General features: G+C 49.0%; 14 protein-coding genes. All 14 read left to right on the top strand.

Translation table 11 applies throughout. The features are described from left to right. The first annotated feature begins 39 nt into the window (after positions 1–39). Positions 40–1,074 (top strand): toxic anion resistance protein, encoded by a 1,035-nt coding sequence (locus tag BUA14_RS08430; RefSeq protein ID WP_242954606.1) that lies wholly within the window; start codon positions 40–42, stop codon positions 1,072–1,074. A gap of 145 nt (positions 1,075–1,219) precedes the next feature. Then, a complete protein-coding gene (locus tag BUA14_RS08425) occupies positions 1,220–1,507 on the top strand; it encodes an AbrB/MazE/SpoVT family DNA-binding domain-containing protein (RefSeq protein WP_072772201.1) in 288 nt (95 codons plus the stop codon). 112 nt (positions 1,508–1,619) lie between these two features. After that, the gene (locus tag BUA14_RS08420; RefSeq protein ID WP_242954605.1) at positions 1,620–3,131 is read left to right on the top strand and encodes an ABC1 kinase family protein; all 1,512 of its coding nucleotides are present in this window, start codon (positions 1,620–1,622) and stop codon (positions 3,129–3,131) included. A gap of 6 nt (positions 3,132–3,137) precedes the next feature. Then, complete coding sequence (locus BUA14_RS28470; protein WP_242954604.1) at positions 3,138–3,350, top strand: hypothetical protein; 213 nt, start codon at positions 3,138–3,140, stop codon at positions 3,348–3,350. A 370-nt stretch (positions 3,351–3,720) separates the two neighbouring features. Then, positions 3,721–6,330: a molybdopterin-dependent oxidoreductase gene (locus BUA14_RS08415; protein ID WP_072772200.1), complete on the top strand. Its 2,610-nt coding sequence runs from the start codon at positions 3,721–3,723 to the stop codon at positions 6,328–6,330. Positions 6,331–6,343: 13 nt separating this feature from the next. Next, positions 6,344–6,922, top strand: a complete 579-nt coding sequence (locus BUA14_RS08410; RefSeq protein ID WP_072772199.1) for a 4Fe-4S dicluster domain-containing protein — start codon at positions 6,344–6,346, stop codon at positions 6,920–6,922. A gap of 3 nt (positions 6,923–6,925) precedes the next feature. Continuing rightward, positions 6,926–7,762: a dimethyl sulfoxide reductase anchor subunit family protein gene (locus BUA14_RS08405; protein ID WP_072772198.1), complete on the top strand. Its 837-nt coding sequence runs from the start codon at positions 6,926–6,928 to the stop codon at positions 7,760–7,762. Positions 7,763–7,972: 210 nt separating this feature from the next. Next, a complete protein-coding gene (locus BUA14_RS08400) occupies positions 7,973–10,513 on the top strand; it encodes a dimethyl sulfoxide reductase subunit A (RefSeq protein WP_072772197.1) in 2,541 nt (846 codons plus the stop codon). Positions 10,514–10,526: 13 nt separating this feature from the next. Further along, positions 10,527–11,105 carry a DMSO/selenate family reductase complex B subunit gene (locus BUA14_RS08395; protein ID WP_072772196.1) on the top strand — a complete coding sequence of 193 codons (579 nt, stop codon included), beginning with the start codon at positions 10,527–10,529 and terminating at the stop codon, positions 11,103–11,105. A gap of 3 nt (positions 11,106–11,108) precedes the next feature. Continuing rightward, positions 11,109–11,945 (top strand): dimethyl sulfoxide reductase anchor subunit family protein, encoded by an 837-nt coding sequence (locus BUA14_RS08390; protein ID WP_072772195.1) that lies wholly within the window; start codon positions 11,109–11,111, stop codon positions 11,943–11,945. A 111-nt stretch (positions 11,946–12,056) separates the two neighbouring features. Next, positions 12,057–13,751, top strand: coding sequence for an ATP-binding protein (locus BUA14_RS08385; protein WP_178371672.1), 1,695 nt, complete (start codon positions 12,057–12,059; stop codon positions 13,749–13,751). A gap of 126 nt (positions 13,752–13,877) precedes the next feature. Beyond that, the gene (locus BUA14_RS08380; RefSeq protein ID WP_072772194.1) at positions 13,878–14,576 is read left to right on the top strand and encodes a response regulator transcription factor; all 699 of its coding nucleotides are present in this window, start codon (positions 13,878–13,880) and stop codon (positions 14,574–14,576) included. Positions 14,577–14,708: 132 nt separating this feature from the next. Further along, positions 14,709–15,395, top strand: coding sequence for a TorD/DmsD family molecular chaperone (locus tag BUA14_RS08375; protein ID WP_072772193.1), 687 nt, complete (start codon positions 14,709–14,711; stop codon positions 15,393–15,395). Between the two features lie 276 nt (positions 15,396–15,671). Beyond that, complete coding sequence (locus tag BUA14_RS08370; RefSeq protein WP_072772192.1) at positions 15,672–18,263, top strand: molybdopterin-dependent oxidoreductase; 2,592 nt, start codon at positions 15,672–15,674, stop codon at positions 18,261–18,263. The last annotated feature ends 15 nt before the right edge of the window (positions 18,264–18,278 follow it).

Genomic DNA, 18,278 nt, shown 5'->3' with positions numbered 1-18,278 from the left:
TCGGCAACGACGTACAAGCAGCACCGGCGAAAATCAAGGATGAGCCTGGCTTCCTTAACGACTGAGGAGCAAAAGCAGGTTTTGGAATTTGTGGATAAGATCGATATTGGGGACAGCAACTCCATCGTTACCTATGGTTCCAGTGCCCAGACCAAGCTGGCCAAATTTGCGGACGATACCCTGGCCAATGTCAAAACCAAGGACTCAGGTGAGGCAGGCAAGCTGCTTACGGATTTGGTCGTAACCATCAAGAACTTTGATGCCACCGGTGAAAGCAAGGGCTTTTTAGGCAATCTGTTTGGAAAGGCCAAAACGGAAATTGACAGGCTGATTGCCCGCTACAGCGATGTGGAAGTCAACATTGACAAGATAAGCAGCATGCTGCAGGCTCATCGTCACACTATGCTTAAAGACATTGCCATGTACGATGAAATGTATAAAACGAATCTGGTGTACTTTAAAGAGCTGACCATGTATATCGTGGCGGGCCAGGAAAAAATTAAGGAAATGAATGAAAAAGTGCTGCCGGCATTCCGGGAGCGGGTTGCCGAATCAGGGGATGAGGCAGAGGCGCAAAAGCTGAATGATTTGGCCAATGCGGTCAACCGCTTTGAAAAGAAGGTCTATGATCTGCAGCTCAGCCGTCAGATCTCCCTGCAGATGGGACCCCAGATCCGCCTGATTCAAAACAACGACGCCCAGCTGGCCGACAAAATACAGTCATCCATCGTCAATTCCATACCCCTGTGGAAAAACCAGATGGTTTTGTCTCTGGGTCTGGCCAATGCCAAGGCCGCCCTGGAAGCCCAGACCAAGGTGACGGACATGACCAACGAGCTTTTGAAGAAAAACTCGGAAATACTTAAAGCAGGCACTCTGGGTGTGGCTAAGGAAAGCGAAAGAGGAATCGTGTCCATAGAAACCATCAAAAAGGTCAATCAGGATTTAATCGAAACCATTAACGGTGTGCTGGACATTCAAAGAAAGGGCAAGGAAGAACGGCTGGCTGCGGAGTCAGAGCTTACTGCCATAGAATCTGAGCTTAAGCAAACCCTGCTGTCGATAAGACAGTAAGGATATGAAGAGAAATGAATAGTTTTTGAAGATTAAAGAAAAGGCATGTTTCCGCTGGCTGGGCGGGAAATGCCTTTTTTGATCAATTAATTTGCAAGTATGATTAGTATGATATATCATACTGATAATGGGAGGTAAGAGAAAAATGCATCATGGCAAGTTTTACGGCTCCACAGTGATGGGAGAGCGGGGACAAGTGGTTATTCCTGCGGAAGCCAGAGAAGAGCTGGGGATTGAAGCGGGAGAGAAGCTGGTCGTCTTTGGCAATAAGCGCAAAGGGGTCGTCATTATTTTTAAATCGGAAGTCATGACCCGCTTCGCCGATATGATCTTCAGAAAGAGCCGGTTCTTTGAGGAGATGTTCACTGCTGATCCCCCCCAAGAAAGGGAGAAGAAAGGTGATCCGGAGAAGAAGGGTGATCCGGAGGAATAAGGCAGGCCTGGCAAGGGATAAGGCAGAACAGGATAAGGTAGAACAGTATAGGGTAGAACATTGCAGGGCGGCCAAAGTGTAGTTATAGAAGTAAACGATCGGGGAGGTATCCATGCCGATAATTATTAGGTTTTTCAAAGATAAACGGTTCCGGGTCATCATTACCATGTTCCTGCGGTTTGTCTTCCAACTATGGTGGCTGAGTAAAAAAAGACGTTTTTATGGGGAAGAAGCTTATCAGAAACAACTTAAAGCCGCCTACCAAAAGCAAGCCCGGATCTTTGCCGAGACAGCCATGGGGATGGGCGGATTGCTCATTAAGCTGGGACAATTCTTCAGTTCCCGGGTGGATATCCTGCCTGAGGAATATACCCGGGAGCTTGCCTCGCTCCAGGATGCCGTGAAGCCTGTGCAGACGACGGATATTATCAGGAGGATCGAGGAGGAATATAGCCGCCCGCTGGGGGAGATTTACCTGAATTTTTCTCCGCAACCCATCGCTTCAGCCTCTTTAGGACAGGTTCATATGGCCGAGATCAAAGGCCATGACCAGGTGGCGGTTAAGATTTTACGCCCCGGTATTGAAGAGATCATCAGCAGCGATTTTGATGCCCTGAGCTTTGTGGTCACCTTTGCCAAGCGCTATCCCCGAATCCGGGCTGCGGTGGACTTAGAGCAGATCTATGCTGAATTCACAGAAACCACCCTGGATGAATTGGATTATCTTAAAGAAGGCCGTCATGCCGATCAGTTTCGGGAGAACTTTGCCGGAGAGCCGGGAATTGCCGTGCCGAAGGTGTACTGGGAATATACCACCCGGCGCGTCCTGACCATGGAGTATATCACAGGCCATAAGATCAATGATTTTGCCGCTCTGGACAAGGCGGGGCTGGACCGGGTAAAGCTGGCCGACACCCTGATCACAGCCTATGTGCAGCAATTTCTCAGCGATGCCTTTTTCCATGCTGATCCCCATCCGGGGAATCTCCTGGTCAAGGAAGACGGCACCCTGGTATTCCTGGACTTTGGCATGGTGGGGCGGATCGATGAAGGGATGCGGGAAGAGCTGATCTCCTTTGTCATGGCCCTGTTTAAAAAAGATACGGAACAGATGGTGGAGGTGTTTGCTAACCTGGGTTTCCTGCGCCCCCATGCGGAGAAGGGCACCTTGGCCAAGGGCTTGAAGCTTATACTAGCCAATATTTTTGCGGAGAAAGACCTGAAAAAGGTGAATTCCGAGGAATTTCTCTGGGAGTTAAGGGAATTCATGTACTCCCAGCCCTTTCAGATTCCGGCCCGGACCTTGTTCCTGGGCAAGGCGCTGCTGTCGATTGTGGGAATCTGCGGAGGATTGAATCCCCGGTTGGATCTGATTAAGACCCTGCGCCCTTATGCGGAGGAGCTGCTGGCCGGAAAAGAGCAAGCAGACGGAGCACAAGGCTTTGCCCAAAAGTTTATCCTTGACCAGGCCAAGAAAACCTTCACTGATGTGGTGAGCCTGCCTGAAAGAATCAATCACTTGATCACAGGCTTGGAAGGCGGCAGCATCAGGCTTCATCCCGCGCGGAGTTTTGAACAGAACCTGTTACAGAGCCAGAGGGAACAGGGAAACCGCATTGTCTAGGCAATATTGAGCAGTGGTTTCTTAATTGCCGGCACGATTCTGCTTGAAGGCCCCTATGTTAAGATTGGCATCGGGTTGATTGCCTGCGCGGCCCTTTCTTTCCTCTCTGTCCTGAAAAGCAATGCCGGGAGAGTCAAGGCCCGGCGAGGAGAGAGCGGCAGCCGAACGATGCGCAATGCCTCAGCCACAGGATTCAAGAAACCTCGCTTTCACCCCTAGTCACGCAGAAAAATGCATAAAGATGCTGAGCACTCGTGTCCCCGGGACGCGAGTGTTTTTCTTTACACTATCAGAAAGTATAAGGGCAACCAGCGGCTTCGCCTTTTGTGTGGGGTGTAAAACTATAAAGCTCGGCGAAGCCGGGTTTTCTTTAAATACCCCCGGCAGCCTTTTATTGATTTTAAAAGATCTTTCCTATAGAAAATAAAGATAATATTAACAAAAATTAATAATTCATTATTATTTAGCAATAGAATTCAGATAATTTATTTGTTAAAATTTACACAAAGGTTAACAGGTGTTTTTTATGAAGCTGCTCTGGACTTATAACACTGAACACTTGGTATGAAAGTAAGGAGGAAGGTGCTGTATGGGAAACATTCTTGAAGGTATTGTCAACCGGAAAATCAACCGCAGAAACTTTCTAAAAGCCAGTGCTCTTGGCGCAGCCAGTTTGGCGTTGCCGGGTTGCAGCAGCAACACGCTGACCAAAGCCGGAGCCGACGCCGCCATCGTCAACAATGAGGGTCAGTGGATTACCGCCGGTTGTTGGCATAACTGTGGGGGACGATGTCTGAACAAAGCCTATGTAGTAGATGGGGTTGTCCTCAGACAAAAAACTGATGATACCCATCCCGATTCCCCTGATTATCCCCAGCAAAGAGGTTGTCACCGGGGGCGTTCCCAAAGACATCAGGTGTTTGGAGCGGATCGGATCAAATATCCGATGAAGCGCAAGCATTGGGAGCCTGGCGGCGGGGATAAGGAATTGCGGGGCAAGGACGAATGGGTACGGATTTCTTGGGATGAAGCCCTGGATTCTGTGGCTGCTGAGTTAAAGCGGATTAAGGAAGGTCATGGCAATAAATCCATTCTGGGCACCAGCAGACTGCTGAATTTCTACGGCGGAGGCCTGGTAAGATGGGGCTCCTCTTCATCAGGCGCCTGGGGTGTGGTTCAGGAATGCATGACCGGCTTCTTCTCCTGGAAGGCCAACGACAGACCGGACTGGAGAAATGCGAAACTGATCGTCATGTGGGGGGCTAATCCCGCCCGCTCCAATCTGGGGAATCCCACCTACAACCTGCTGCAGGCTAAAAAAGCGGGAGCAAAGTTCATTTTTGTCGATCCCCTGGTATCCCCTTCAGTAAAGACCTTAGCCGATAAACACATCCCTTGCCGGCCGGGCACGGATACGGCACTGCTCCTGGGCATGGCCTATCACATGATTGAAAACAATCTGCAGGATCAGGATTTCCTTGACCGATGTACCGTGGGATTTGATCAGGATCATATGCCGGAGGGAGCAGACCCGAAAGAGAATTTCAAGGATCATGTTTTAGGCACTTATGACGGGGTTCCCAAAACACCTGAATGGGCTTCGGCCATCTGCGGCACCGACCCTCAGCTGATCAGAGAGTTTGCAACAGAAGTTGCCACAACCAAACCGGTGATTTTCAATTCATCTTTTGCGCCAGCCCGCACTTACCGGGGTCAGCAATTCTGTCAGGCCTTTCTGACGGTAGGCTGGATGACCGGCAACGTAGGCAAGCCGGGTGCCGGAGTATGGACGATGAACTATGCGGCAAGCCAGGGCTACGGGGGCCAAACCCTTGTCAAAGGCGGGGGCAGGGGCCTCCCGCCGGTGGTCAACCCCTTGTTCCCGGATGCCACCTATGGAGCCTATGACGGTTACCGGTGGGCCAATCCCACCAACCCCGATGCCAACGGCATGGCCTATTGCGAGACCTATGACGCCATCCTAAAGGGTGAATATACGGGAACGGGCGGCAGAGGGAAAGTTCCTTGTGATATTCGTCTGATTTGGCTGGTCCGGGATGGCAGCGGTTATAACTTCCTTAATCAATCTTCCGGAATCAATAAGGGGATTGAGGCTTTCCGCAAAGTGGATTTTGTAGTCACCAATGATATTGTTCTTTCCAGCATCTCCAAATATGCGGATATTGTTCTCCCCACAACCACGGAGTGGGAAAAAGAAGGCAAGATCTATCAAGGCAATCCGGAGGCTATCTTTATTAATCAAAAAGTGACGGAACCCCTTTATGAAGCAAAAACTGAAGAATGGATAGACCGTGAACTGGCCAAACGCCTGGGACTGAATCCGGATGAGATCTACCCGCTCACGGAGAAACAGCAATTCTTTAACAGCCTGGCCGGCGCCCAGGTGATTGGCGGGGACGGGAAGACTTACGAGACCCTGATCACCATTACCGAAAAGGATATCCAGGCATGGGGCGTCCAGGGCAAACCCCAGCAAGGAAAGATTGCCTTGCCGGACCTGATGGAGCAGGGTGTTTATCAAGTGAAGAGGACGGCCGGGGATAACTTAACGGTGATTCAAGGGGAAGACTTTGTCAAAGATCCTGCCGCTAATCCCCTGACAACCAAGAGCGGCAAACTGGAAATCCACAGCCAGGCCCTCTCCGATAAGATAGCGTCCTATGGTTTGACCACAGTCCCGCCCATCGCCATGTATGAGCCGCCCTTAGACGGCTATGAAGATACTTTTGAAGATTGGCAGGGCAAAAGGAAGGGCCATTACCCCTTCCAGCTGGTGACCATCCACTACGGAAGACGCTCCCATTCAGTGTTCGATAACATTCCCCAGCTGAGAGAGGCCTATCCCCAGGACTTTGTGATGAACACCAGAGATGGAGAAGCCCTTGGTTTGAAAGATGGGGATACGGTTTTAATCGAGAGTGAATACGGCAAATGCCTTCGCCCTCTGACCCTTTCTGAAGCCTTAATGCCGGGTGTGGTGACTTTAGGGGAAGGTGCCTGGGTAGAGATGGATGATGAAAAAGGCATTGATAAAGCAGGTGCCACCAATACTCTCTGCGGAGCACGCCTGAGCGGGCAAGGGGAAGAGCCTTGGAATACAACGATTGTTCGGGTTGAGAAATACCCAGGGGAACCCTTAAAACCGGATGCCTTGTGGGAACAAAGAATTATATTTTAGGAGGTGACACCTGATGGGACAATTAGGATTTTATTATGATATGACCACTTGTATGGGATGCAAGGCCTGCCAAATCGCCTGCAAAGACAGAAATGACCTTAAAGTAGGGGAGCTGTTCCGCAGAGTCTATGAATTTGAAGGGGGCATCTATCCCAAGGTGGGGGGCTATTACCTCTCCATGGGATGCAATCATTGTGCAGATACTAAATGTGTCAAAGGTTGTCCGACAGGGGCCATGCACGTTGCTGCCGATGGTACGGTTCAGCATGATCAGGAACTATGTATCGGCTGCAAATATTGTGTGTGGAACTGCCCCTATAGTGTCCCTCATTACTTTGAAGATAAAAGTGTGGTCGGAAAGTGTGACTCCTGTAAGGAATTAAGAGATGCCGGGCAAAACCCCGTTTGTGTGGATGCCTGTATTATGCGCTGCTTGAAATTCGGCGATTTAGACCAATTAAAAGGGGAATACGGAGCGGATCTGGTCCAGGAGTTACCCATTCTGCCGGCGGCGTCCCAAACCAATCCTTCCCTTCTGATCCAACCCAAAGATGAGGCCCTGAAGCCTGATTATAAGAAAGTGGGGGTGTAATCCATGGGTGAACATTTTGCTTTGACCGTGTTCTCCATCTGTATCCAAGCCGCCGTAGGCATCATGGTCTTTGTGGCCATCGGCCGGCTCATGAACAAAGAAGGGGTATTCAAAAACGCTGTGCTTACGGCGACAGGCCTGGGGATCATCGGTATGCTGGCCTCGCTGCTGCACTTGGGACGCCCTTTAAGCGCCATGAATGCTCTGTTTCAATTCGGGAGCTCCTGGCTCAGCCGTGAGATTTGGTTTACGGCGATTTTCGTGGGGTTAACCGTTGTGGCGGCTGTACTCCTTTATGTTAAACCTCAAGCCGCCGGAGCCGTCACCGGCTTATCCGCAGGGGCGGCTTTGGTGGGTCTGATCGATGTCTTTGCCATGGCCAAGATTTACAGCTCGGCCAGTGTGCCGGTGTGGCAAAGCGCCGCCACCACCATCGAGTTCTTGGCCGCCGCCCTATCCATGGGAGCCATGCTCTTCCTGGTGCTGAGCCTGAAGGAAGCGGGAAAAATGAAAAAAATCGTGGCTTTGACCGTGGCAGCCGTGGTAGCTGTTCAGGTAGCGGTGGTCGTCCCTTACTTCATCTCTTTAGGGGTGGCCGGCAGCGGTACCGCTCTCCAAGCCAGTCTGATGATTCTCGGCAGTCTGAAAACGGCCGTGGCCATCAAATGGCTGTTCATTCTTGCCGGAGCCGGGTTGGTGCTTTGGCTGGCCAAGGATGAACTGAGCAAATCCGTATCCGGTGCTGTTGCCGGCGGCGCAGTGTTGATTCTGGTCGGCCAGGTGGTGGGAAGATATGTATTCTACGCCGCCATGGTGGTATCCGGAGTAGGGCTGACTTAATTACTTTTTGGAAACCATGGCAACGATAAGTGCCAAAGGGGCCTGCCGCCGACGTTTACGGGTATAAACGTCGGCAGGCAGGCTTATTTTATTAACGAAAATTAATAATTACTAATTTTTTAGAAATAGAATTATTAAGATTGATTTGTTAGACTTTACACAAAAGGTTAAGTGCCTTGATTGTTGAAACAGAGAAAAGGAGGAAGAAAAATGGGAAATATTCTTGAAGGTATTATTAATAAACAAATAAATCGCAGGAATTTTCTAAAAGCCAGTGCCATCGGCGCTGCCGGCTTGGCTTTACCCGGCTGTAGTTCCACACTTACCAATGCCGGAGTTGACGCAACGGCTGGCGGCAATGAGGGCCAATGGATTACGGCGGCTTGCTGGCATAACTGTGGCGGACGCTGTCTGAACAAAGCTTTAGTGGTGGATGGAGTGGTTGTTCGTCAAAAAACGGACGATACCCATGAAGATAGTCCGGACTTCCCTCAGCAAAGAGGCTGTGCCCGCGGCCGTTCTCACCGCAAAATGGTGATGGGCGCCGATCGTCTCAAATACCCCATGAAACGCAAAAACTGGGCGCCAGGGGGCGGCAACAAAGAACTGCGCGGCCAAGACGAATGGGTGCGCATCTCTTGGGATGAAGCCCTGGATATTATGGCTTCTGAATTAACGCGGATTAAGGATGCCTATGGCAACCGCACCTTTTTTGCACCGGTGGGCGGCTCTGACAGTATGCAAGCCGTGCCCCGTCTGCTCAGCGCTTTTGGCGGCTATACGGCCCGTTGGGGAAGTGTGTCCTGGGGATCATGGCCCACAGTTTATTCCAAGGTTACCGGCCAGCCTCACAATGGAGCCAGCGATGGCAACGATCGTTTCCGTTTGCGAGAGTCCAAGCTGATCATTCTCTGGGGAGCTAATCCCGCTCAATCCAGCCAGGGCTTGCCGACTTATAATTATATGCAAGCGAAAAAGGCTGGAGTTAAATTTATCGTGATTGATCCCATCTACACTGAATCGGCAAGAGCTTTGGCTGATCAGTGGATTCCGATCCGTCCGGCGACAGACACAGCCTTGATCTTAGGTATGGCCTACTACATCATTAAAAATAATCTGCTTGACCAAAATTTCCTGGATAACTGCACGATTGGCTTTGATGCCGATCATCTGCCGGAAGGTGCCGATCCGCAAGATAATTTCAAAGATTATGTTCTGGGAACCTATGACAATACGCCCAAGACCCCGGAGTGGGCTGCCGAAATCTGTGGTATTTCTGCTGTCAAGATTGCCGAATTTGCTCAGGAGTACGCAACCACGAAGCCGGCAGCAATTATTTCCGGTGGAGCCCCGGCTCGGATCAATAATGGCGAGCATTTGCCTCATGCCATGATGACCTTAGCCTATATGGTAGGAAATGTGGGTATTCCCGGCGCCGGTGTCAGCCCGAATATGCATAATTCCGCTACAAACGCCGGACCGGCTTTGGTTAAAGCAGGCGGCAACGGCATGCCGAAAATAGTCAATCCGATTGATGACAGTATCAATAGCGGCGAAATGTATGACGCCATTCTTAATGGCAAATACATCAAGCAAAAAGGAGAAATCAGGGACATCAACATCCAGATGATCTGGACCTGGTTCAGTCATAATCTTAATCAAAGGGCAGGGTCCAGCCAGGGTATAGAAGCTTACCGGAAAGTTGAGTTTGTGGTTGCTCAGAACATGTTTTTAACAGCTGACGCTCAATATGCCGATCTAGTGCTTCCTGTGACCTCCGAATGGGAACGGCTGGGCGGACTTTTGACAGGCAACCGGGAAATCCTCATCCATTATCGCCAAATTGTCGAGCCCCAGTATGAAGCTAAGGATGATCTGTGGATCGTCAAGGAGATCGGAAAACGACTGGGCATTGATCCGATGAAAGTTTGCCCCGTATCTGATGGACAGCAACTTTACAATCAGTTGGCAGGGGCTGAAGTCATCAAAGAAGACGGTTCAGGATATGAAAAACTGCTCACCCTAACGGCTGAAGACATCAAGGCCTTAGGTGCAGAGGGCGAACCGCAAACCGGCCGCATCACTTACCAGGAATTTAAGGAAAAGGGCATTTATCAAGTTCCTCGTCACAAAGGAGATAAGTTGGAATTTACCAGCTTTGAAGATTTTGTCGCCGATCCTGCCAATCATAAAGTGAATACTCCCAGCGGCAAGTTTGAAATTTACTGCAAGTCTTTGGCGGACAATATCGAAAAGGTGGGCTTTACCAGCAAATCCCCGATTCCTAAATATGAACCGTCTGTGGAAGGTTACGAAGATGGCCAGAAGAACGGCTATCCCTTCCAATTGATCACGATTCATTACTTCAGAAGATCCCACTCAACCCTGGATAATGTAACCTGGCTAAGAGAGGCTTTCAACCAGGAATGCCGCCTGAGTGCTCAGGATGCCGCTGAATTGGGAATCAAAACCGGCGATATTGTCAGAGTGACCAGCCAGCATGGTTCTGTCATTCGTCCTGTCTATGTCACCGAAACCATTACCCCCGGTGTCGTATCCCTTGGGGAAGGGGCTTGGATTGATATGGATGAAGGCAATGGCGTGGATAAAGCAGGCTGTACCGGAATTCTCAACGGGCCGATTGCCACAGGGCAAGGCCACACCGGTTACAACTCCTGCAATGTGAAGGTGGAGAAATACGATAAGCCCCTTGCCCTCGATGTCAACTGGCCCCAACGGATAATTTTATAGGAGGTGTTAATCAATGGGACAGCTAGGATTTTATTATGATCAAAATGCTTGTGTAGGCTGTAAAACCTGCCAAATAGCTTGTAAAGATAGAAACAACTTGGAAGTGGGGACTCTCTTCCGCCGTGTCCACGAATTTGAAGGCGGCAAGTTTCCCAAGCCCTATGCCTATTATCTTTCCATGAGCTGCAACCACTGCAAGGAAGCCAAATGTGTTAAAGGATGCCCCACCGGAGCCATGCATTTCGGTGAAGACGGCACCGTTCAACATGATAAAGATATGTGTATTGGTTGTAAGTATTGCGTCTGGAACTGCCCTTACAGCGTTCCCCAATATTTAGAAGGAAAAAATATTGTGGGAAAATGTGATTCCTGTAAGGATTTGCGGGAAGACGGACAAAATCCCGCCTGTGTGGACGCCTGTGTTATGCGCTGTTTAAAATTCGGCGATTTGGATGAGCTGAAAGCAGAATATGGCAATGATCTGGTCAGAGAACTGCCCGTCCTTCCCAGCGCCTCCCAAACCAACCCATCCTTCTTAATTAAGCCCAAAAACGAAGCACTCAATCAAACCTATAAGAAAAGGGAGGTGTAACCGGTGGGTGAACATTTTGCTTTGACCGTGTTTTCCATCTGTATCCAAGCCGCTGTAGGCATTATGCTTTTTGTGGCCATCGGCCGGCTCATGAATAAAGAAGGGGTATTCAAAAACGCCCTGCTCACAGCGACAGGCCTGGGGATCATCGGTATGCTGGCCTCGCTGCTGCACTTGGGACGCCCTTTGAGCGCCATGAATGCCCTGTTTCAATTCGGGAGCTCCTGGCTCAGCCGCGAGATCTGGTTTACGGCGATTTTCGTGGGGTTAACCGTTGTGGCGGCTGTACTCCTTTATGTTAAACCTCAAGCGTCAGGAGCCATCACCGGCTTATCCGCAGGGGCTGCCCTGGCGGGTCTGATCGATGTCTTTGCCATGGCCAAGATTTACAGCTCGGCCAGTGTGCCGGTATGGCAAGGCGCCGCCACCACTATCGAGTTCTATGCCGCCGCCCTATCCATGGGAGCCATGCTCTTCCTGGTGCTGAGCCAGAAAGAAGCGGGAAAGATGAAGAAGATCGTGGCTTTGACTGTGGCAGCCGTTGTCGCTGTTCAGGTAGCGGTGGTCGTCCCTTACCTCATCTCTTTAGGGGTGGCGGGCAGCGGTACCGCTCTCCAAGCCAGTCTGATGATTCTCGGCAGTCTGAAAACGGCCGTAGCCATCAAATGGCTGTTCATTCTCGCCGGAGCCGGATTGGTGCTTTGGCAGGCCAAGGATGAACAGAGTAAATCCGTGTCCGGTGTTGTTGCCGGCGGCGCAGCCTTGATTCTGGTCGGTCAAGTGGTGGGAAGATATGTATTCTATGCCGCCATGGTGGTATCCGGAGTAGGGTTGACTTAATTTCCTTTGCAAACATGAGAACAATGAGTAAGAGCTAAAAAGGAGTATCGGAAGAGATACTCCTTTTTGGCAATAAACTGCTATAATGAAACTACATTGAAACTGCCGGGGGTGAAAAGGTTGGGTCTCAGCAATGTTCGGATCAGAACCCGCTTTGTTATATTATTGGTAGGTATTTTGGCGGTTTCCCTGCTTATGAATGTGGTCTGGATTTGGATGACTCAACAAAAGCAAGCTGAAAGGGAAATGCATGAAAAAGCCTATGTCCTCTCCCAGCAGATGGAGGCCGCCTGGGAATTCATGGTGATCAATCAGGATGTCATTAACTATGACGCCAATGGGGAATATAATTTTAAGAAACTCCATTGTTCCCTGGTCGGCAAGAGCATTGGCAAACTATTTGGCAAAAAAACAGGGTATACTATCCGCTATACGAATTTCAATCCCCGCAATAAAGCCGATATCCCTGATGAGTTTGAATTGGAAGCTCTCACCCTCTTTGCCGCTGATGTGAAGACAAGTGAATTCTATAAAGTGTCGGGATATGCGGGGAAAGATGCTTTTCGTTATACCGCACCCATGCGCATCGAAGAAAATTGTCTGGAATGCCATGGGGAACCCGCCGGTGAGCTGGACATTCTGGGCTATCCTAAAGAGGGCTGGAAAATAGGGGACTTAGCCGGCATTGTCAGCATTGTCATGCCCACAGATATGTATACGGAAAATATTCAATCCAATGTGGTCAAACAAGTCGGTTATATCTCCTTGCTTACCTTGAGTATTATCATGGTCATCTATTACGCGATGTCCAAGCTGGTGACCAGACCCCTCAATCAGCTGAAGGATGCCATAGAACATGTTAAAACAGGAGACTTAAAGGTTGATTTAAAGGATATTGATGCTCAGGGGGAAATTCGGGATCTGTCAGACCATTTTGAGATCATGACCCAGGAACTGCAGATGTTATATGACGACCTGGAGAACAAAGTCGAGCTGAGGACCCAGGATTTAGCCCGGGCCAACGATATTCTGGAATCCCAGCAGATCCAGCTGGAGGAAGCCAATCGGCGCTTGCGTGAAGATAATCAATATAAATCGGATTTTCTGGCTATTATCAGCCATGAACTGCGCACTCCTTTGACTTCGATCATTGCCTTTGCCGAGGTTCTGGAAAAAGCAAGGGAAGGCAAATGTCCTAAAGAACAGAAAATCACCCAGGAGATCAGAGACAATAGCCAGGTTCTTTTGCGCATGATCAACAATATCCTGGAAATCGCCCGGATCGAAGCGGGGAAACAAGAACTGATCATCGAACCCATCGATCTTGTCGATGTGATCAATGCCGTGGAAAGCGTTATTGAACCATTAATCGAGAAGAAGAGTATCCAGTATTCCAGTGTCCTGCACTCGGACGTTCCCGTCATTGAGGGAGACAGGGAAGGATTAAGGCGGATTGTGGAGAACCTACTCAGCAATGCTTTGAAATTCACTCCTGAGGGCGGAGAGATCAAAGTCTGGGTGGCCTATGACCAGGAGCGCAATGAAGTGCTGATCAATGTTCAGGATAATGGCATCGGTATCCGCAAAGAGGATCAGCCTTATATCTTTGAGAAATTTGTGCAGAGCGACTCCTCCATCCACCGTCAGTATAATGGCAGTGGCCTGGGCTTGGCCTTGGCTAAGGAGTTGGCGGAACTGCACGGAGGCTGGATCAAAGTCGTCAGTGAGCTGAAGGTCGGGAGTTTGTTCACCGTAGGACTTCCGGCGGGAGAGGATAAAGAGGACTGGCATCACCTGGACTTCTAAACACGGGTACCTGATTATCCGGTTATTTGGTTATTTAGTTATCCGGGCATTTGGGTATCTGGGCATTCGGATACTCGGGCATCCGGGTATCCGGTTAGGATGGGGCAGAGAAAGGGGCGATAGAGGATGAAGATTATGCTAGCTGATGATGAAGAGAGCATACGTATTGTCGTGGAGCATATTGTCACAGAAGACGGCTATGATTTTTGCTATGCAGCGGATGGTGCGGAGGCCTTGGTTGTGTTTGAAGCGGAGAATCCCGACCTGGTGATTCTGGATGTCATGATGCCGAAACTCAACGGCTTTGATGTGTGTACTCAGCTGCGCAAAAAGGGCAGCAATGTCCCCATCATTATTTTGTCTGCCAAGGGAGATATTGTGGACAAAAGTGTGGGTTTTAAGGCGGGAGCCGATGATTATCTTGTCAAGCCCTTCAGCACTTTGGAGTTATCCCTGCGCATCGAGGCCTTGCTGCGCCGGCGGGAGCATCAAACCGGCGGAGCCGGTGAGGCAGAGAAAGAAAGCGTCAAGCTGGGGGAGCTGGAGATCCTTTTCAAGCGTTATGAGGCTCGCTTGAAAGGCAAACGTGTGGAGCTGACACCTAAAGAATTTAAGATTCTGGCCTATATGGCCAGCCATCCCGGGGAAGTGTTTACCCGGGAGCAGCTTCTGACCTATGTGTGGGGGGAGGACTATGTGGGGGAGCTGACCGGTATCGCCGTTTTTATCCGCAAGATCCGGGAGAAGATTGAAGAGGATCCTTCCAAACCCAAATACCTGCAGACCGTCTGGGGCGTGGGCTATAAATTCGGTGAGAAAGAGTGAGCGGGGCGCCAAGTCCCGGCAAGTTGAAGCTGCGGCAGATGTTGAAAGTGGGCAGCGAACATTATACTATAGAAAAGTAAAGACATTGTGGACTCACAGTAAGAGGATTAAGATGGATAGGTGGTATAAGAAATGAATCAACAAAATGAGGCAATCGCAATCTTGCTGGCCAACCGAAGTTATCTCTATAGATTATTGCAGCGGATCTTCGGCGGCGAACCCCAGGCCGAAGTATTAAAGGTTGTGACAGACCCCCATACCCGGGAAGCCCTGCAGCTCCTGCTTCAGGAAGATGAACACCTCTTTGATCAGCATTTCGAGGTTTTAAGTGAGGTGGCCCGGGCCTTGGCGGCTGAACCTGAGCAAACTATGGACAAACTGAAAAGTGAATATACTTATTTGTTCATTGGCCCCAACAACCTGCCTGCCCCTCCCTGGGAATCCGTTTATCTCACCAAGGAGCGGGTTCTGTTCCAGGAAAGCACTTTAAATGTCCGCCGCGCTTATTTGAAATATAGCTTCCTGCCCTCCAACTACCCTCATGAAGCTGATGATCATCTTGGCCTGGAGCTGGATTTTATGGCTCACCTATCGCAAGTGGCCCAGGACCATTTCGATCAGGGCCGGCTGGAGGAGATGAAAGCTATCCTCACAGATCAACAAGCCTTTCTGCGTGATCATCTGCTCCTCTGGATTGGCGATTTCGCTCAGGACATTCAAAAAAGCAAGACCCATTACTTTTATCCGCCGATGGCCGATCTGACCAAGCATATCGTCAAGATAGATGCCGAGCTTTTGGATGAGTTAACGGCACTTTAAGGTTGAGCAAATCTCTGTGAGGAAATCAAACAGCAAAGGGATCCTTTCTAAAATGGAGGGATCCCTTTTCCTGTCTTCATTACAATCATTTACAAAAATTAATCAAAGTGAAACCTTTTTTAAATAGAATTAGGGTTCGCTATTTGTTAATATCTACACATGCAAAGCCTGACGCAATGGCTGGGATGTGATAAAAACATAAATTGAAGGAAGGCGATCCATAGTCCTTGAGGGGATCAATGAAGTATGACTAGTTTAAGGGAGGTTTAAAAGTGTATGGCTGATTTTGTGGGCAAAGCTGCTGGTTTAAGTATTAGCCGGAGAAATTTTATTAAAGCGAGTGCCGCAGCTGCTGCCAGTCTATCTTTGGCTGGCTGCAGCAATTCATTAAGCACTGTAGGCGTAGATGCTGCCTTGGATAATGGCGAGAAATGGGTTTCTTCTGCTTGTTGGCATAATTGCGGCGGTCGCTGCGTCAATAAGGCTCTGGTGAAAGAGGGCATGGTAATCCGTCAAAAAACTGACGACACGCACCCTGACAGCCCTGAATATCCACAGCAAAGAGCCTGTTTGCGCGGCCGTTCGCAGCAGCAGGATGTTTTGGGTGCCGATCGGATCAAATATCCTTTAAAAAGAAAACACTGGCAGCCTGGTGGTGGAGACAAAAGTTTGCGTGGCAAAGATGAATGGGAACGTATCTCATGGGATGAAGCCCTGAATTATGTGGCGGCGGAGATCAAAAAGGCGAAGGAAAATTATGGCCCTCAATCCATTATGAGCTTTGCCCGTAGCGGTTGGACGAAAAATGTACTGTATGCGTACGGAGGAACAACGACGCATTGGGATACAACGTCACTGGGCACATACTATTTTCCTTGGGAAAAAATTGGTATGTTAAAGCAGGGTATGCAGACTGCCAATGATCGTTTTGATCTAAGAAAATCAGATGTCATTATTTTAATGGGAGCAAATTCCGCTTGGTCTACTGCTGGTTTATATTCTTATAGCTTTTTACAGGCCAAAAAAGCAGGTGCAGAATTTATTTCTGTTGGTCCTAATTACAATGCCATTGCGGCAGCTTTGGATGCCAAGTGGATTCCTGTTCACGCCGGCACAGATACGGCATTTTTGTTAGCGGTTGCTTATACCCTGATTACTGAAGATGATCCCGTCAGTAATCCGCTCATTGATTGGGAGTGTCTGAATCGATGTACCTTAGGATTTGATGCAGACCATATGCCTGAGGGTGCAAAGCTAAATGAAAACTTTAAAGACTATGTTCTTGGCAAGTATGATAGTATTCCTAAAACTCCCGCCTGGGCAAGTAAACTATGTGGCACACCGGTAGCGGATATTATTTTTTACGCGCGAAAGATACGTAAAGACAATAAAGTGACAATGCTCCATGGTACTGCACCGGCAAGATGTGCAGGTTCTGAAGATTTTCCACAGATATTTTCTACAATTGGGTTTATGACCGGACATGTAGGCAAGCCTGGACATGCCTGCGGAAACGCCTATAAAGGGCAGTCAAATGCAGGACCGGCTTTAGTGAAAGCAGGAAGTTCCGGACTTCCGAAAGTTAATAACCCTGTTAAAGATTGCATTAATGGCCCGAATTTATGGAAGTCTATCCTTGATGGGAAATATCTTTACACAGGTAATATGGAATGGCTGCCTGGAGAATGGAGGGATATAGATATCCGTGTTCTCTATACTGAAGATAAAGCGACACTTCAAGGTATTCCTTCTATGACATACGGCATTGAAGCGCATCGCAAGGTGGACTTTGTTGTAACCCAGACTTTTAATTTCAATACCCAGGCTAAATACTCAGATATTATTTTGCCTATTACAACCCAATGGGAAAGACCGGGAGTCGTGATGACCTTTGACAAAGAAGCAATCCTCGTTTACTCCCAGGTTATCGAACCCCTTTATGAAGCAAAGTCAGATCAATGGATTGCCGTTGAATTGGCCAAGCGTTTAGGCGTCGATGTCGAGCAGGTTTTCCCTATTGATGAGAAACAACAATTCTTCAATCAAATAGCAGGCAGCACTGTTATTTCAGAAGATGGAAAATCATACAGCCCCCTTGTAACGATTACCGCCGATGATATTGTCAAGTGGGGGGTAAAGGGTGAGCCCCAAGCGGGAAGAATTGGCTTGCAGGAATTTATAGAGCGGGGCGCTTACCAGGTCGAGCGGCATGAAGGAGATAATTACGGATATTACGCCTATGAGGACTTTATAAAAGATCCGGAAAATAATCCTTTGACATCGGCAAGCGGTAAGTTTGAAATTTACAGTGATTGGAAAGCAGACACTCTCAATAATACAGGCATCGCTAATATGACCTTCAAGCCTTATCCCTCCCATACGGTAGCGCCTGAATGCTATGAAGCGACCTTTAGTGATTGGGAAAATCAGGTGAAAGGTGACTACCCTTATGTCGTGACGAATCCTCACTATCTGCGGCGCACCCATTGCAACCAGGATAATCTGCCATGGCTCAGAGAGGCTTGTCTCAATCCGGTATTTCTTAACAGGCAGGATGCTGAGAAGAAAGACATCAAAACCGGTGATACGGTACTGGTGTGGAATGCTCACGGTAAGACTTTGCGTCAAGCCAGTGTATCGGATACCACGATGCCCGGTATCGTTGAGCTGCCCCATGGTACCTGGGTAGATATCGATGAAAAGACCGGCATTGATATGGCCGGTACGGACAATGTTCTTTGCGGTCCGACGACAAGTAATTTAGGGGTCAGTGGCTACAACAACTATGTTTGTAATTTTGAAAAATACCAAGGTGCTCAGTTGATCCCTGATTATTTGAAGCCTCAGCAAGTTCCCAAAGTAATTTAAGAAAGGAGCGATAGA

It is taken from the genome of Desulfitobacterium chlororespirans DSM 11544, assembly GCF_900143285.1.
Classification (GTDB): Bacteria; Bacillota; Desulfitobacteriia; order Desulfitobacteriales; family Desulfitobacteriaceae; genus Desulfitobacterium; species Desulfitobacterium chlororespirans.
The sequence above is the reverse complement of the archived record's forward strand: the minus strand, read 5'-3'. Positions and strand labels throughout refer to the sequence as shown.

Excerpts from the sequence above, each read along its gene's own strand:
- BUA14_RS08430 (WP_242954606.1), top strand. The coding sequence starts at position 40 with ATGAGCCTGGCTTCCTTAACGACTGAGGAGCAAAAGCAGGTTTTGGAA.
- BUA14_RS08425 (WP_072772201.1), top strand. The coding sequence starts at position 1,220 with ATGCATCATGGCAAGTTTTACGGCTCCACAGTGATGGGAGAGCGGGGA.
- BUA14_RS08420 (WP_242954605.1), top strand. The coding sequence starts at position 1,620 with ATGCCGATAATTATTAGGTTTTTCAAAGATAAACGGTTCCGGGTCATC.
- BUA14_RS08415 (WP_072772200.1), top strand. The coding sequence starts at position 3,721 with ATGGGAAACATTCTTGAAGGTATTGTCAACCGGAAAATCAACCGCAGA.
- BUA14_RS08410 (WP_072772199.1), top strand. The coding sequence starts at position 6,344 with ATGGGACAATTAGGATTTTATTATGATATGACCACTTGTATGGGATGC.
- BUA14_RS08405 (WP_072772198.1), top strand. The coding sequence starts at position 6,926 with ATGGGTGAACATTTTGCTTTGACCGTGTTCTCCATCTGTATCCAAGCC.
- BUA14_RS08400 (WP_072772197.1), top strand. The coding sequence starts at position 7,973 with ATGGGAAATATTCTTGAAGGTATTATTAATAAACAAATAAATCGCAGG.
- BUA14_RS08395 (WP_072772196.1), top strand. The coding sequence starts at position 10,527 with ATGGGACAGCTAGGATTTTATTATGATCAAAATGCTTGTGTAGGCTGT.
- BUA14_RS08380 (WP_072772194.1), top strand. The coding sequence starts at position 13,878 with ATGAAGATTATGCTAGCTGATGATGAAGAGAGCATACGTATTGTCGTG.
- BUA14_RS08375 (WP_072772193.1), top strand. The coding sequence starts at position 14,709 with ATGAATCAACAAAATGAGGCAATCGCAATCTTGCTGGCCAACCGAAGT.
- BUA14_RS08370 (WP_072772192.1), top strand. The coding sequence starts at position 15,672 with ATGGCTGATTTTGTGGGCAAAGCTGCTGGTTTAAGTATTAGCCGGAGA.